This is a genomic window from Corynebacterium antarcticum (genome assembly GCF_016595285.2).
Classification (GTDB): Bacteria; Actinomycetota; Actinomycetes; order Mycobacteriales; family Mycobacteriaceae; genus Corynebacterium; species Corynebacterium antarcticum.
Genome location: NZ_JAENIP020000001.1, coordinates 716,059 through 731,541, shown reverse-complemented (window position 1 = coordinate 731,541; position 15,483 = coordinate 716,059). Strand labels below are relative to the sequence as shown.

Genomic DNA, 15,483 nt, shown 5'->3' with positions numbered 1-15,483 from the left:
GCCACCGCCGTCGCGCTTCGGTTCATCCTCTCGTCAGGGGGATAGGTGACGATTCGCGGCGGCAGCCACGACACCGGGATGTCACGGACACCCCGGTGCGGCCCGGCGACTACGGATAATCGCTGAGTCTTTGGACATGACGCTGAATGTATCCCGTCATTCCGATCGAGGAGATCCCGAACGATGACGTCGCCATAAGTGACGACGAATCGATGTCGGGGATGGGCAAGGTGGAGAAGCGGTACACCCGCGGCTGTCATCGACCTTCCTTGATCTCCTGCCCCCTGCCCCGCTTCAATTGGGGAAGGGACTCACCGTTGTGGTGTATCCGGCGGGGTTTTCCGTGCCCAGTCGCCGATCACCGGCGGTACCGTCAAAGGTGCGGGGCCGAGAATCTTCTCCAGATTCTCCGACCGTTCCACCTGTGACAACACCGATGCCGACTTCTTCCGGTCCTGCTTGCCACCAGCGGTCCCGGTCATCGGGACACCACCGGCCATCCCACCCCGGCCCATGCTCGTGCCCTGCGTGCCACCGGATGCCGATTGACCCACAGCACCAGCACTCGCCGGCGGGGTAGACACACCGGAGTGCGGCGTCATCCCACCACCGGAAACTCCACTCCCGCCGGCACGGCTCAACCCTGCGCCAGGCCGCGCACCCGACACGGCCGCCGACCGGTGGCCGGCGCCGCCTGTGCCTATGCCTGCAACGTTCCTACCCGAACCACCTGACGGTGCACCCGAGGTACTCCGAACGCCTCCGCTGACGCCACTGACTGTGCCGGGCACAAGGCCACCTCTGCCGGAGCCGACTCCGGAGCCCGTCCCGTCGCCACCGGCGCCGGTACCGGTACCAGTACCGGCGGCGGCACCGAGTGCGGCTGGACCGGTCACGAACACCCCACCACCAGCACCGGAACCGTGGCCTGAGATGCCGCCGGGTGCGGTCGCGCCTGTCACCGGCACGCCACCACCGCCACGACCAGTCACGGCGACTGGCCCGGAGGTTGGCGCCAGGGGGCCGCCACCTCCAACTCCGGCGGCTGAGGTGCCCAGCGAATCCGGGCTCGCCAGATCGGTGCCACCGGCCTGTGCGGAAGCGATCGTGCCTGCGGTGCCGCCGACAGCAGCCGTTCCTGTGCCACCGGTGATCGCCGGAGCGGTGTCACTGAAAACGGTCTGACTGCCACCGTCGCCGGCGTGCCCGCCGTGTCCATTGACCGCGGATTCCATCAGGTGGCTGATCGGCGGGACCGCGCTGGAAACCTCTGCGGGGAGACTACCGGAGAGGAACGACGACACCCAGGCTTTCTCCGCGATCTCGCGCTCCTCGGGGTCCTCGATCGATTCGATTTCCGCCTGGGCCGCCGCGATCTCCGACTGCGCCCAGGAGTTGATGGGGTTGAGTTGGGCGACACTGCGTTCCATGATTCGGGCGTTGCCGGAGAACACCCGTGTACTCGCAGCGACGGTCGAGATGGTCTGAGCGGCCTGTTCGAAGGACTCCCCTTCGGTCAGGTTCCTGATCTGTCCGGCGATCGACTCCAGCTCGTCGGCGATCTCTCCGGTCTGGGTCGCAGCTCGGCTCCACGTCTGTTCGGCCCGCTCCGCCGCTGCGGTGTTGGTCGTTGAGAACATCGCGGCCAGTGCCGCCAGAGAGTCGACACCGCCGTCGACGTGTGGGGGAGTGAAGGTGAAGGGACGGTAGTCCGCACCCGGTCGATCAGGAAACGGAATCGCATCGGATGTGACTTCGGGACCGGGTGCTCCGGTGACCAGTTGGATGCGGGTAACTCCGTCCATGGTCTCCAACGTCTGCACCGTTGAGTGCAACGCTTCTGCCAGCCATTCAGCCTGCGCGCGGCACACGGTGAGCACGTCTTCTGCAGAGCCAGCACCACCAGCCAATACCTGAGCATGTTGCCGGCCAAGGTCCTCCAGGCCGGGTGCCGAAGAATACTCACTGATACGTGGACCAAATGTAATCTGATTACTGGTCCTTTGAATCTTCTGTTGATTTTCTTGCAAAGAAACGACAATGCTATCTAGCTCTGGGACGTCGAAGCGAATTGACATTCTTTTCTCCTTTTGTCGGTCTTTTGTCATGATTTCAACCAGGCGAATCCATTGGTGAACTCGTATGTCTTGTCAAAATACTTCAGCGCTAGAGGGCAAGAATCTTGCCAGCTCCATGTAGTTGGTCCTGTAACGATAAGTCCCAGTCTTCCTCTTGGGGTATGCGTGCCGATGACGCATGAGCTCTGATCCTGAGGTGAGAAAGTGTAGAAGTATGCGTTTGGAACTTTTGATTCTCTTGCGTCCCGAATAAATAGACCTTCTTCGACAATAAAATCTCGACTGACATTGTCGGAATAAAAGCCTTGTGCAGTCACTTCGTCGATTTTCTCAATTAAACTAAGATCGCAACTAATTCCCTTTCCGGGTAGGTCATCGTCCAAGCCGTATGTGAACCGTTCGTAATCACTTGTGAACCCGATCCTGTTCATTATTTCGCTGGACAACTCAACACACGGATCAGGAAGGTTCTTTCCTGCTTCCAGGGGGTCGAAGACGATGGCGCTCCCGTCAGCGTTTGATGTCGCTGACGACAGATCTACTTCGGTGGTGTGCTCACCCGCACTGTCGTTTGAGTCGACGGTCGAGGGGGTTGCTCCCGCGTCGGTCGGTGGGTGAGGTGGACTCTGGCAGGCCGGAAGCGTCAGAGCTCCGCACGCCAGGAGCAGTCCGAGAAGTCTGGGGGCGTTCAATGGGGTCTTCACTTTCTCCATGACGGTGACACCATGAGCGGATTCGGTGGGGGTTTATCATGGTCAGACTCCCCGGACCCCGGACAGGTTCCCTGGGGCCGGGAATCTCGCGGAGTGGGGACGGGAGGAAGTCGGGTGTGCCGGAGCTCGCCGGTGCGCCCATGCGTCGTCGGGTAGGGCTGTCACCGTGGATGCCCGGTCGCTAGTCCGGTTTCGCGGTGTCTCCGGGACCGGTCGGCCCCAGGCGATTTCCGGTGGACATGCATCTGCGCCCGGCACGTCGGTGCCGGGCGCAGATGTTCTCGGAGCAATCTCCGACCTCTTCCGAGGGGTCGGTAATGCGGTGTTTTTCAGCCCTGTCCGGGCTGCGGGTCAGCTATCGGAGGCTCCACGGATGTCCGCCGCGTGCTGTTCAGCGAGTTCCCTCGCTTCGTCGAGTGCCTCCAGACGGGCTGAGGCTTCGGCGCGTTCGCGCTCGATGGCGTCGATACGCTGATCGAGAGCCTCGAGTGTCTCCTCCACATCGGATGCCTCAACCTCCGCTATGGCTTCGGGGTCGTGTGTGATCACAGCCTCCTCGAGGGCCTCGGAATCACGGTGCCCGCGTCGTAGTTCGGCCTCGAGCTGGTGCTCACCACCGACCGGGACAGCGCGGACAGGGCGGACGATGAGATCCGCCACGTAACCGATTCCGGCCGCGATGAGTGTCGGGACGACCCAACCGAGCTGCTGGGCGTGCATCGGTGCCCAGTCGATCAGCGGACGGGTGACCGATGCGCCCCAACCGAGGGAAATGGTGGTCATGAGGGCCGCCCAGATAACCGCAACCGCCAGGGAGAAGAGGAACGCGTAATGGAGTTTGCGGCGGAAGATCGGTTCGATGAGCGTCAGGAATACAAGGGTGATCGCCGCGGGGTACAGGAAACCGATGATCGGTGCCGCGATGGCGAGTACCGTCTCAAGTCCCATGGTCGACACCATGAGGGAAATCACCGCGAAGATGATCGCCCAGAGCCGGTATGAGATGCCGGGCATGATGCGGTGGAAGAACTCGCTCGTCGCACCGATGAGTCCTGCGGCGGTGGACAGGCACGCCAGAAAGACGATCAGTCCGAAGACGACCATGCCCGTGAAGCCCATCGTGGATTCCGCGGCATGGGAGAGGAGCGTCGCGCCGTCGTCGTAATTGCGGGCATCCGGCACCCGTTGACCGACGATCCCGAGCCCAACGTAGATGACACCGAGAAGTGCGCCGGCACCGACGGCCGCGGTTCCGACACCCCGGACGAGCGTCGGGCCGTTCGGCACCCCCTTGTAGCGCAGGGAGGACACGACCATGATTCCGAACGCCAGCGCGGCGAGAGAGTCCATCGTCAGGTAACCCTCGATGAGCCCGGCGGACAGCGGGTGGCTGGTGTATTTCTCGGTCGCTGGTCCTGGATTGCTCTGGAGCGTGAGAACGGAGAGTGCGACGAGGACGATGAGGAGGGTGAGCAGGATCGGGGTGAGGTATTTGCCGAGTTTGTCCACCAGCCCCGTCGGGTCGAATGCCAGCGCCAGAGAGAGCGCGAAGAATATCGCGGAGAACACCGCTGCCGCTGCGGTTGAATTGAGACCGGTGAGTGGTGTCACCGCGGTCGAGAAGCTCACGACGGCGGTACGGGGCAGTGCATAGAACGCGCCGATCGCCAGATAGACCAGGATCGGGAATATCAGCCCGAAGATCTTTCCGCCCCGCTGCGCGAGATCGTAGATATCGTCACCCGTGATGGCGACGGCGATGACGCTGAGCACCGGAAGCAGCACCCCGGCTGCGAGGAATCCGGTGATCGCGAGCGGAAACCCCGTGCCGGCTTCCACACCGAGCATGGGGGGGAAGATGAGGTTCCCGGCTCCGAAGAACATCGAGAACAGCATCAGTGTCGCCACTGCGATGGTGCCGGTGGCGCCTGCTGATCGGGTGGATGCTGGGGTGCTCATTGTTGCCTTTCACGCGGGTGCACCGGGCGGAAATGCGGGGCGCACGGAAACGGTCGATGTCCGCCCGGAAGTGAACAGAATCAGCCGGGCTTTCTTCACCCGAAAAACACTACTGTGTGTTTCCGAACAGACCGTAGCAGGTAGGGGGCCCTGAGTTGCAGCAGTGGTGAAGATCACGCCTGTGCGCAGGCGTTCGCCATCCGGTCCACGGCTTCGGTGAGTGTCTCCCGGGAACAGGCGAAGTTCAACCGGGCATGGCCCGAACCGCCCGGGCCGAAGGTCGTTCCGTCGTTGAGTGCGACGCGGGCGTGTTCGAGCAGCCATGGGGCGGGTTCGCCGGGGACTGTGGTGTCCCGGAAATCGAGCCACATCAGGTAGGTGGCCTCGGGGACAGTCGTCTTCAGGCCCGGGATCCGTGCCGGGAGTTCGGCCGCGAGCCAGTCCCGGTTCGACCGGAGGTGATCGAGTTCCTCACTCAGGAATGCCTGGTCCGCCAGGTAGCAGGCTTCAGTCGCCACGAGGCCCAGTGTCGAGTACCCGCTGCGCAGCAGGTGATTCAATCCGTTCCAGGTGGCGATGTCGTCCGAATTGGTGAAGATCATCTGCGCGCACTTCAACCCGGCGACGTTCCACGCCTTGGATGCGGCTGTCACCGTGATGCACGCTTTCGCCGCGGTCCCACTGACCGTGGCGGCCATCGTGTGGAGTCGGTCGTAGACGAGATGCGAGTGGATCTCGTCGACGATGATCCGCCCGTCGTGCCGCGCGGCGATCTCCGCCAGCCGGCGGAGGAAATCGGTGTCGAAGGTGTAGCCCAGGGGATTGTTCGGGCTGCAGAGGATCAGGGATCCCGCTCCGGCGGCGAACGCCCTCTCGATCTCGTCCGGGTCCAGTCCACCCTCGGCACCGACGTACACGAACTCGCGGTCCGTGATCACGGGAAGATCCAGGAACGGCGGATAACACGGAACCGGGATGATGATCGGAGATCCGGGACGGGTGAAGTGGATGATCGCCAGTTCCAGACCCCGGACCACGTCGGGGACGGCGAAGATCCCGTCCGGGTCGAGCTCCACCCCGTACCGGGACGCGTAGAACGAGACCATCGCGGAGCGCAGTGCCGTGGGCTCCGGGGGATAGCCGAATGCCTCCCGTCGGACAGCGTCGGCTATCGCCTGCTTCACTTCGGGACAGGTCCCGAAATCGGATTCCGCGATCCAGAGCGGGAGGACCTCATCCGGGTGGAGGGTCCATTTCTGCGTGCCACGTTCGCGGAGCTGATCCAGAGAAGGAAAATACATGACACCGAATCTAGTCCCGGACAGGTCGCGGGGCCGAAGGCCCCGGGCATGCCGCGGGATACTAGGATGAATGTGCATGCGACCGCCGGACCCCGGTGGGACGACCATCAGAACCCCGCGGAAGGTGTGGTGCAAGAAGTGACTACCAGGATCCGGCCCGCCGCCCGAATCGTTGCGGCGGCTCTCGCCGCGGTGACTCTCGCCGCCTGTTCGCGTGACGACGCCGACACGTCCGCTCCCGAACCGGAGACCACCAGCTCCGCCCCCGTCGTCGAGGAGAAGACGCCGTTCACCCCGAAACAGGTCGAGCCGGTCCTGGTCGACCAGGATCTCAACGACCCGGCCCACGACCCGGGACTGAACGTGGACTGGGAGATCATGTCGGTCAACTACGGAAACTACGGCGGTTCCGTCATCCACCTCCTCATCACCAACCGCAATGACGTGCCACTTCCAGCTGATGCGTTCACCGCTCCCACGCTGGCGATCTCCGACTACTCGGGCAATCTCACCCAGATCCAGCGGATGACCGAGGACCAGTATCCGGGTCTGGTCTCCGCGCTCGATCTCCCGCTCGGTCCCGGCGCCTCGACGAACCTCGCGTACGCGTTCCAGACCTCTTACGGAGCGCTGTACAACGCCGAATTCAAGATCGGCAACGTCATCTTCAAGGGATCACTGCCGCGCAACTGAGTCCCCCTCGACGCAGCCGTGCCCTGGGCCCCGGACACGTGACTCAGGGGCGCATACGCGCCGCCGTGAGCAGCGCCCGCGCCGGGATGGTCGCCTTCACCCGGGCCGGGACGGACACCCGGTGCCGCATGATCACGGACGCCGGCGTCACCGCCAGTCGGTCGGTCAGTTCCCGGTACAGGAGTGCCGCGGCGATCACCCCGGCACGCGCCCGGACCGGGAGCAGCGGAACAGTCTCCAGCGCGGCGTCGAGGTCCGCCCGGACATCGGCGATGACCTCGTCCCGCCGCCGGTCCGTCAGCGGGTCCCCGTCACCGAGGTAGCTGCGACCCAGCTCCGCGGTGTCCTCGTGGAGGTCCCGCAGGAAGTTGATCTTCTGGAACGCGGCCCCGAGCCGCCGGGCCCCGGTGGCGCACCGGTCCAGGTCACCCTCCGGCAGCCCGTGGCCGGCGGTGAAGATGCACAGGCACATCAGTCCGATGACCTCAGCTGAGCCGTAGATGTAGGCCGCGAGCTCAGCGTCGTCGTAGACGGGGGACGGGGACAGGTCGCGGCGCATCGAGGAGAAGAACGCGGTCATGTGCTCCGCGGTGATTCCCGTCCGCCGGGCGGTGCCGGCGAAGGCGTGCACCGGCGGGTTGGTGGAGAAGCCGCTGCCCAAAGCGCGCATCACCTGATACTCGAAGGCGTCGAGTTCCTCGCGCACCCCGGTGTCGGTGAGCCCGGCGTCGGACGCGGTGCCGTCGACTATCTCGTCCGCGATGCGCACGACGGCGTAGAGGTTCCTGATGTCGGTCCGGGTCCGGGCGTCGAGGAGTCGGCTGGCCAGGGAGAAGGAGGTGGAGTAGGTCTCCATGACGCGGCCCGCGGTGCTGGTGGCCATGGCGTCATAGTCGGCCATCGGGGTGCGCCGTTCAGACATGCAGGCTCTCCGCGATGTCGTCGAGAACCGCGGAGAACGCCCGCCGCGCCTCGGGGGAGGGCAGCGCACCGGTGTCGTCGAGGATCGTCCGTGCGTCCGCGAGATCGTCCTGCGCCCGTCTGATCACCTTGTCCACCGCGCCGCAGGAATGAAGGAGGTCCCGGACCCGCTGGAGACCGCCGGGACCGTCACCCGCGAGAATAGCCTCGAGGTCCGGACGGACCCCGGTATCCCTGGCCGCGGTCAGCAGGGGGGTCGCCCGGCCCAGCGCCAGATCGCCCGCGGCGCTCTTCCCGGTCCGCGAACTCGGTGAGAACACGGACTGTAGATCGTTGGCCAGCTGGAAAGCGGTTCCGGCGTGGCTCCCCATCTCCCGTAGCGCGGCGGTGTGTCCGTCGCGGCCGGCGAGCAGCGCACCGGCCATGAGCGGGGCGCCGAAGGAATAGGGAGAGGTTTTCATGCAGCTCGCCGTACGCACTGCGTCCGCATCCGCCTCGACGCCCGGCAGGGAGTAGTGGATGTCCAGGAACTCGCCCATCATCGACAGTCCCGCCGCGTCGGTGAGAAGCTGGATCAGGGCCACAGTCGTCGCGTCCCCGGCACCGGAATCCGCGATCAGCCGGATCGCCCCGGTCAGCGCCGCGGCTCCGGAGAGCACGGCGACCGACTCCCCGTAGTGCGCCGCGTCGGCGGAAGCGGTGGGACCGTCGAGACCGTAACAGATCTGCGCCCGGTTCCCGGCCGCGGTGTGCACCGTGGGTCGGCCGCGGCGCGTCTCGTCCGAGTCGAAGACGTCATCGAGGATGAGGAAGGCCCCGTGCAGGAGATCGAAGGCTGCAGCCACCGCGATGTCACAGTGCGGCGCCGGCCCCGCCGGGCGGTCCGCGGCGATGTGGACCAGAAGGGAACGGAGGTGTTTTCCGCCCGTGCAGATGTCCCTGGCGTCCCGGAGCGGTTCGGCGGCGTGGAGGTCCGTCTCGACGAACCGGCCGGAGACCTCGGTGAACGTGGAGCGGAGAAAGTCGACGGACCGCCCGCTGCGTTCCCGGAACATCGGGGCGGTGGTCGGGGGATTCATGTGTCCCATTGTCTCATGTGGCCCCGGACGGTGGTTAAGCTGGTCGCATGATCAACGGACGTGAGCTCGTGGTCCTGGCCGATGACGCGGGCAGGCCGACCGGAACAGCACCCAAGGCCACGGTGCACTCCACCGACACCCCGCTCCACCTCGCCTTTTCGTGTTACCTGATCGGCGGAGCGGGAGAGGTCCTGCTCACCCGACGGGCACTCGGGAAGAAGACGTGGCCCGGGGTGTGGACCAACACGATGTGCGGGCATCCGGGGCCGGACGAGGACACCGTCGACGCCCTGCTGCGGCGCGGTACCCAGGAACTCGGACTGAGCCCCAGAGACCTCACCGACGTCACCTGCGTGCTGCCCGACTTCCGGTACCGGGCCGTCGACTCCTCGGGCATCGTCGAGTACGAGATCTGCCCCGTGTACACGGCGCTCCTCGCCCCCGGCGCCCGGATCGATCCGCTTCCCGACGAGGTCGCTCAGACGGCGTGGATTGCACCGTCCCGGCTCGTCGCCGCCGTCCACGCCGCCCCGTTCGCGTTCAGCCCATGGATGGGCGAGCAGCTCGCCCACCCCGAACTGCGGGCGGAGCTCGGGATCAGCTGATCCCGGTCAACCGCGTGACCGCCGCGAGGGGGATGTCCAGCCAGCCGGGCCGGTTGTTGGCCTCGTAGGCCACCTCGTAGAGCGCCTTGTCGAGGCGGTAGGCCTCCAGCAGCGGGGTGTTCTCGGTGCCGTAGCCCTCGAGGAAGGCGTCGACGCAGTCCCGCGCCCACGCCGCCGGATCCTCCGGCCCCGGGGCATTCGAATCGCTCTGGGCGTGGAAGTGTGCGGCGTAGTCGAAGGAACGGATCACCCCGGCAAGATCCTTGAGCGGGCTGTCGGGCTGCCGACGTTCCTCGAGGGGACGGGCGGGTTCGCCCTCGAAGTCGATGAGCAGCCACCCGGCGTCGGTGCGCAGCACCTGGCCGAGGTGCAGATCCCCGTGGACCCGCTGCACCGGTGTCGTCGCCGTCGTGTCGAGCCCGTCATAGACGGAGTGCGCCGCATCCCGGTAGTCGCAGATCACCGGTACATCGCCGGCGAGCTCGGTGAGCCGCTCGGTGAGGTGGTCCCGGACCTCGTCGACTCCCGTTGTGGCGGACTCGAATGCGGAGGCGAGATCGCTGTGCACCCGCCGTACGGCCCGGCCCAGCTCCCTGGCCTCCTCGGCGAATGACCGGCCCTCGGCGGCGTGTTCCAGGGCGAGTTCCCAGCCGTCCGCGGCCCCCCGGGCGAAGTCCTGGACCATCGCTGTGGTGAACTCCCAGCCGTCCACGTCGATGGTGACCCAGCCGCGCAGGGGCGCGATGTTCGGGCAGCCGACCTCCGACAGCCCGGCGAGCAGTTCGACATCGGGGTTGACCCCGGGCTGCAGCTTCCGAAAGTACTTCACCATGAGCACATCCGTGGAACCGTCGCCGAACACGAGCGAGGTGTTGGACTGCTCCCCGGAGATCCGGCGCCCCCGGAGCCCCGTGGGCATCACGACCCCGGCCAGCTCACCCGGTTCCCGGACACCGTCGGCCCCGCCGTCGGTGTCCCCGCCCACGGCGTGGAGGGTGCCGCCGCCGGCCGGTCGGCCCTCGGCGATGGCCGCGCCGAGGGCCGTCGCGACCTCCGGGGTCCCCAGCACGTCGGGGAGTGCCTCGTCGGTGTCGTCGACGAGCATCTGGTACAGCCCGTCGGGGGTCCGCGCCACGAGCCACCGCCCACCGGCGGCCTCCGTGGTGGCGACGACTTCGACGGTGTCGATCGGGTGCGATTTCGCACCGTAGTAGCGGCTGGTGGACAGGGTGGCTGCCAGGGCGGCGGGGTTCACGTGGATACTCCTACTTGTTGTGACGGGAGGACAGATCGAACCAGAAGAAACCGTGCGGTGCCAGGGTGACCACCCAGTCGTGACCCTCCTCGACCGTGGGGAACTCCTCGCCCCCGGTGAGCTCCACCGGCACGGCACCGGCGAACTCGGACAGATCCAGGGACACGGCCTGTGGGCGGTTGGACAGGTTGTTCACGCACAGGATGACATCGTCGCCGTTCTCCCGCAGATAGCTGAGCACCGCCTGGTTGGCGGAGTCGACCTCCCGGTAGCCACCGATCCCGAAGGCGGGGTGCTGCTTCCGGCAGTTGATCAGTCGGCGGTTCCACTGCAGGAGGGAGTTCTCCTGCGCCAGCTGGCTCTCCACGTTGACGACGGAGTAGCCGTACTGCGCGTTCTGGATCGCAGGCAGGTAGAGCCGCTCCGGTGCCGCGGTGGAGAAACCACCGTTGCGGTCGTCGGACCACTGCATCGGGGTGCGCACTCCGTCGCGGTCGCCCAACCAGATGTTGTCACCCATGCCGATCTCGTCGCCGTAGTACAGCACCGGGGACCCCGGCAGGCTGAGCAGCATGCCCGTCAACAGTTCCAGCTGGTTGCGGTCACCGTCGAGGAGTGGCGCCAGACGGCGCCGGATACCGACGTTCGCCCGCATCCGTGGATCCTTCGCGAACTCCGCGTACATGTAGTCGCGTTCGTCGTCGGTGACCATCTCGAGCGTCAGCTCGTCGTGGTTGCGCAGGAAGATGCCCCACTGAGCGGTCTCCGGGATGTCCGGGGTCGCCGCGAGGATGTCACTGATCGGGGTGCGGGACTCCTGGCGGACCGACATGAAGATCCGGGGCATGAGCGGGAAGTGGAACGCCATGTGGCACTCGTCTCCGGACGTCTTCTCGCCGAAGTACTCGACGACGTCCTCGGGCCACTGGTTCGCCTCCGCGAGCAGCACCCGGCCCGGGTACTCCTCCTCCACGAGCGCACGGCACCGCTTGAGGAACTCGTGCGTCTCGGGCAGGTTCTCGCAGTTCGTGCCCTCCCGCTCGTAGAGGTAGGGCACCGCATCGAGACGGAATCCGTCGAGCCCGAGATCCAGCCAGAACCGGAGCACGTCGAGCATCGCCCCGCACACCTCCGGATTGTCGTAGTTCAGGTCCGGCTGGTGGCTGAAGAAGCGGTGCCAGTAGTACTGGCCGCGTTCCGCGTCCCACGTCCAGTTCGAGGTCTCGGTGTCGATGAAGATGATCCGCGTGTCGGAGTACTTCTGGTCGGAGTCGCTCCACACGTAGAAGTCGCCGTAGGGGCCCTCCGGGTCGCGCTTCGACTCGATGAACCAGGGGTGCTGGTCGCTGGTGTGGTTGAGCACGAGATCGGTGATGACGCGGATACCGCGGCGGTGCGCCTGGTCGATGAGCTCGACGAAGTCGTCGACCGTGCCGAACTCGGGGAGGACCTCCCGGAAGTTGCGGATGTCGTACCCGCCGTCCCGCAGGGGGGAATCGTAGAACGGCGGGAGCCAGAGGCAGTCCACGCCGAGCCACTGGAGGTAATCCAGCTTCTCCGTCAGACCCTTGAGATCGCCGGAGCCCGTGTTCGTCGAGTCGTTGAAGGCCCGGACGAGGACCTCGTAGAACACGGCCTGCTTGTACCACTCGGGTTCGGGTCGTTCATTGGGGGCGTCGCCCGGCGCCGGGGCCGGCGTATCGAAGTCGTCGGAGGTCGGTTCGACGACGTGACCCTCCGCGTCGATCTCCGGCTCGGGCGCCTCTTCGGTCGTGTGCAGTTTCAGGGGATCGTCAGCCATGCACACCAGACTAGAAAATCCTGTGCCCCCCGTGCAGAACCGGGGTCAGGGAAAGGCCCGACGGACATAGCCCAGAGGATCCGCAGCCGAGGCCGTCGCCCCCGTCGTGATGTCGAGGGTACGGCTGAAACGGTCCCCGTCGGCGTCGAACTCCCGCCATCCGGGCCGCTGCCCGGAGGCGAAGTCCAGCACCATCCGGTGCACCCGGTCGGCCACCGGTTGCAGGCGTCCCGCGGCGTCGTCCCCCAGCAGGGCGTCGACCCGCGCCGGCAGTGTGTCCAGGCAGTCGAACACCAGCGGGAGCTCGGCGCAGTGGAGCGCCCGCTGCTCCCCGTCGCCCGTGAACTGCAGCATCCACACCGGGCCGGGTGCGGTCTCCGCGATGGAGCTCACCCATCGCCGGATCGTCGAATCCCCGATCATCCGCCCCGCGACACGGTCCGGGTCGATCCTCCGGCAGGCGCCGATGTACGCGCCGGGGTCCATCGTCGCGCCCAGATTCCCGGCGAGCAGCCTGGCGAATTTCGCCCCCATGCCCCGGGCGTCGCACCAGGCGCCGACCGGCTCGAGATAGAACTCGTCCGCCGTGTGCGTCAGCAGGATGGGGACGTCGACCAGCTGTGAACCGTCGAACGGGCTGGGTCCGACCGCGGAATCCGTGATGTAACGGGCGCGGTAGCGGCGGTAGAGGGCGTCCCGCCGTTTCGGGGACAGGGACGTCAGTTTATCCCGGGCCGCGGAACCGCCGAGGAAGGGTAGGGCGCGGCGGCGCCGATCGAAGGACTGGCGCGGGTACCCGGGGGAGAGCGCGACGATCCGGCGGAAGGCTCCCCGGTAGTGGTCGCGGCGGGCCAGCCAGACGGCCATCCCGCCGCCCGCGGACTGCCCCATCAACGTCACGTTCGTCGGGTCACCGCCGAAGGACTCGATGTTGCGCTGGATCCACTCCAGCGCCATGACGGCGTCGTCGGTGCCCCGGTAGTGCGACGGGTCCTCGTCGTCGAAGTGCGCGAAACCCTCGAACGCCATCCGGTAGCCGATGGAGACGAACACCGCCCCGTCCCGGGCGAATGCCTGACCGCCGTACCAGGATCCGTCATGGTGCCCCGACTCGTAGCGGCCACCGTGGAGGAAGGCGATCACGGGCAGATCCGGCGGCGGTGACGCACCGTCCGCGGCCGCACGGACCGCGGACACCGGTGCACTGACCGTGAGTCCCACCTTGCGCGCCTTCGGGACCGTCGCATCGACCGTGACCCGTTCCCGCAAAGGCTCCGGTGAGTCGAAGGCGGACGGGAGCTGTGAGTAGGGCAGCGAATAAAATGTGACCGTGTCTCCGCCCCGCTGTCGTCCCGTACCTGAAGGGGAAACGATCACGCCGGTGGCGACCGCGTCAGGGGTCTGGATCTGCAGGGTCGGGGAGGAATCCATGATTCTCAGGCTAGCAATCCGGTAGACAGTCACCCCCAACGCCGTGCAGCTAGGATTGCTCCCCATGCACGCCGACTCCAGCAGCCATCCGCTCCTCGATCCGCCGACCCTCGAACACGGTCTGCCCCGGTTTGCCGACATCGACGATGACGTGCTCCGGGAAGCCTTCCCGGAGGCCCTGCGCAGACACCGCGATCAGATCCGTGAGATCGCTGACAACGTGGAGGAACCCACCTGGGAGAACACCGTCGAGGCGCTGGAGACCTCCGGACGGGAGCTGGCCCGCTGCACTGCCTGGCTGTTCAACATGCTCGGCACCGACTCGACGGAGAGTAGGCAGGCGATCGCCGGGGAGATCATCCCGGAGCTCTCCGCGCACAGCGACGCGCTGTACACCGACGCCGCCCTGCACGCGCGACTCGGGGCGGTCACCGCACCTGACGGCGACGCGGAGGGCGCGCGGCTCCACCGTCACCTGCTGCGCCGGTTCGCCCGCCGCGGCGCCGATCTCACCCCGGAGGAAGCCCAGCGGGAACTCGCGTCCATCAACGAGCGCCTGTCCGTGCTCTCCGACGCCTTCGGGAACAACCTGCTCGCCGACACCCGGGCACACGCGCTCCACGTCGCTGATGCGACGAAACTCGACGGGCTGTCCCCGGCCCGGATCAACGCCGCCCGCAGCGCCGCTGAAGCGGAGGGGAGGGACGGCTATCTCCTGACCCTCGAACTGCCCACGGTGCAGTCCGCGCTGACCGATCTCACCGACCCCGGGACCCGGGCCGCGCTCCACGAGGCCAGCCACCGCCGCGGAGCGGAGCGGAATCCGGAGGTGCTGGTGGAGATGGTGAAACTCAGGGCCCGCCACGCGGCGCTCCCCGGGTACGGTACACACGCCGACCACGTCATCGAGGAGGAGACCGTCGGAACCTCGGCCGCAGCCCGCCGGGTGATCACCGATCTCGCGCCGCCCGCCGCGGCGAACGCGGCGGCGGAGCACAAATTTCACGGCGCCGGAGCACGGACTTCTCGGTGAATTCGCCGACACCGAGGTCACCGGTGCGGACCGGCCCCACCGGGAAACGAAGCTGAAGGCCCGCGACTACGACCTCGGCGAGGAGGAGCTGCGCCGATACCTCCCGCTGGGTCGGGTGCTGCGAGACGGAGTCTTCGTCGCGGCGAAACATCTCTACGGCATCACCGTGACCGAACGCCCCGACCTTGACGCCCACCACCCGGACGCCGATGTCTGGGAGGTCCGTGACGCCGACGGAACGAGCCTCGGTCTGCTCATCACCGACTACTTCGCCAGACCCGGGAAGCGTGGTGGCGCGTGGATGACCAGCTTCACCGAACAGTCGAGACTGCTCGGGACCACTCCCGTCGTCGCCAACGTGATGTCGATCGTCCGCGCACCGACGGATCCGAACCGCTGCTCACCCTCGACGAGGTCACCACCGTTTCCACTCCCGCGCGACTGGGGCGAGTTTCCCTCGCAGCTCAATGAGAACTGGGTCTTCGACCCGGCGGTCCTCCGCAACTACGCACGTCACGTCGACACCGGTGAGGTGATTCCCTGGGCGTCTGCTCACCGAGGTCAGCGACGCCCGACAGTTCGGTCAGGGGTTCGCCGCCGGTGAGTATCTGGGC

13 protein-coding genes are annotated in these 15,483 nt (G+C 66.5%); 4 read left to right on the top strand and 9 right to left on the bottom strand.

The annotated features are described in order from the left end of the window. Window positions 1-311 precede the first annotated feature (311 nt). The 4 genes from JIM95_RS03225 to JIM95_RS03210 form a co-directional block, all read right to left on the bottom strand. Window positions 312-2,078 (bottom strand): hypothetical protein, encoded by a 1,767-nt coding sequence (locus JIM95_RS03225; RefSeq protein WP_200260840.1) that lies wholly within the window; start codon window positions 2,076-2,078, stop codon window positions 312-314. Between the two features lie 26 nt (window positions 2,079-2,104). Then, on the bottom strand, window positions 2,105-2,791 hold the full coding sequence (locus JIM95_RS03220) for a hypothetical protein (protein ID WP_200260842.1): 687 nt from the start codon (window positions 2,789-2,791) through the stop codon (window positions 2,105-2,107). Window positions 2,792-3,142: 351 nt separating this feature from the next. Then, a complete protein-coding gene (gene brnQ, locus JIM95_RS03215; protein ID WP_200260845.1) occupies window positions 3,143-4,750 on the bottom strand; it encodes a branched-chain amino acid transport system II carrier protein in 1,608 nt (535 codons plus the stop codon). A 173-nt stretch (window positions 4,751-4,923) separates the two neighbouring features. Next, complete coding sequence (locus JIM95_RS03210; RefSeq protein ID WP_200260848.1) at window positions 4,924-6,051, bottom strand: MalY/PatB family protein; 1,128 nt, start codon at window positions 6,049-6,051, stop codon at window positions 4,924-4,926. Window positions 6,052-6,189: 138 nt separating this feature from the next. Between JIM95_RS03210 and JIM95_RS03205 the strand changes: the two genes are divergently transcribed. Beyond that, window positions 6,190-6,744: a hypothetical protein gene (locus JIM95_RS03205; RefSeq protein WP_234034763.1), complete on the top strand. Its 555-nt coding sequence runs from the start codon at window positions 6,190-6,192 to the stop codon at window positions 6,742-6,744. 43 nt (window positions 6,745-6,787) lie between these two features. Here the strand turns inward: JIM95_RS03205 and JIM95_RS03200 are convergent, their stop codons facing one another. Together JIM95_RS03200 and JIM95_RS03195 are read right to left on the bottom strand one after the other, a co-directional pair. Beyond that, on the bottom strand, window positions 6,788-7,666 hold the full coding sequence (locus JIM95_RS03200) for a phytoene/squalene synthase family protein (RefSeq protein ID WP_234034764.1): 879 nt from the start codon (window positions 7,664-7,666) through the stop codon (window positions 6,788-6,790). After that, window positions 7,659-8,744, bottom strand: a complete 1,086-nt coding sequence (locus tag JIM95_RS03195; protein ID WP_200260851.1) for a polyprenyl synthetase family protein — start codon at window positions 8,742-8,744, stop codon at window positions 7,659-7,661. The genes JIM95_RS03200 and JIM95_RS03195 overlap by 8 nt, the downstream gene beginning before the upstream one ends. A 47-nt stretch (window positions 8,745-8,791) precedes the next feature. Between JIM95_RS03195 and idi the strand changes: the two genes are divergently transcribed. Next, entirely contained in the window at window positions 8,792-9,349 is a 558-nt protein-coding gene (gene idi, locus JIM95_RS03190) for an isopentenyl-diphosphate Delta-isomerase (RefSeq protein ID WP_200260854.1), read from the top strand. Here idi and JIM95_RS03185 read toward each other — a convergent pair. From JIM95_RS03185 to JIM95_RS03175, 3 genes are read right to left on the bottom strand one after another with little or no spacing between them, the layout of a single operon-like run. Continuing rightward, window positions 9,342-10,604 (bottom strand): phosphotransferase, encoded by a 1,263-nt coding sequence (locus JIM95_RS03185; protein WP_248702935.1) that lies wholly within the window; start codon window positions 10,602-10,604, stop codon window positions 9,342-9,344. The genes idi and JIM95_RS03185 overlap by 8 nt on opposite strands. Window positions 10,605-10,614: 10 nt before the next feature. Then, window positions 10,615-12,405, bottom strand: a complete 1,791-nt coding sequence (gene treS / locus JIM95_RS03180; RefSeq protein ID WP_200260857.1) for a maltose alpha-D-glucosyltransferase — start codon at window positions 12,403-12,405, stop codon at window positions 10,615-10,617. A 45-nt stretch (window positions 12,406-12,450) separates the two neighbouring features. Next, window positions 12,451-13,836, bottom strand: a complete 1,386-nt coding sequence (locus tag JIM95_RS03175; RefSeq protein WP_200260860.1) for a carboxylesterase family protein — start codon at window positions 13,834-13,836, stop codon at window positions 12,451-12,453. Window positions 13,837-13,900: 64 nt separating this feature from the next. On the opposite strand from JIM95_RS03175, the gene JIM95_RS11340 reads away from it, so the two are divergent. Next, the gene (locus JIM95_RS11340) at window positions 13,901-14,869 is read left to right on the top strand and encodes a gluzincin family metallopeptidase (RefSeq protein WP_200260863.1); all 969 of its coding nucleotides are present in this window, start codon (window positions 13,901-13,903) and stop codon (window positions 14,867-14,869) included. Then, window positions 14,793-15,473 carry a M3 family metallopeptidase gene (locus JIM95_RS11335; RefSeq protein ID WP_200261096.1) on the top strand — a complete coding sequence of 227 codons (681 nt, stop codon included), beginning with the start codon at window positions 14,793-14,795 and terminating at the stop codon, window positions 15,471-15,473. The genes JIM95_RS11340 and JIM95_RS11335 overlap by 77 nt, the downstream gene beginning before the upstream one ends. Window positions 15,474-15,483: the final 10 nt, after the last annotated feature.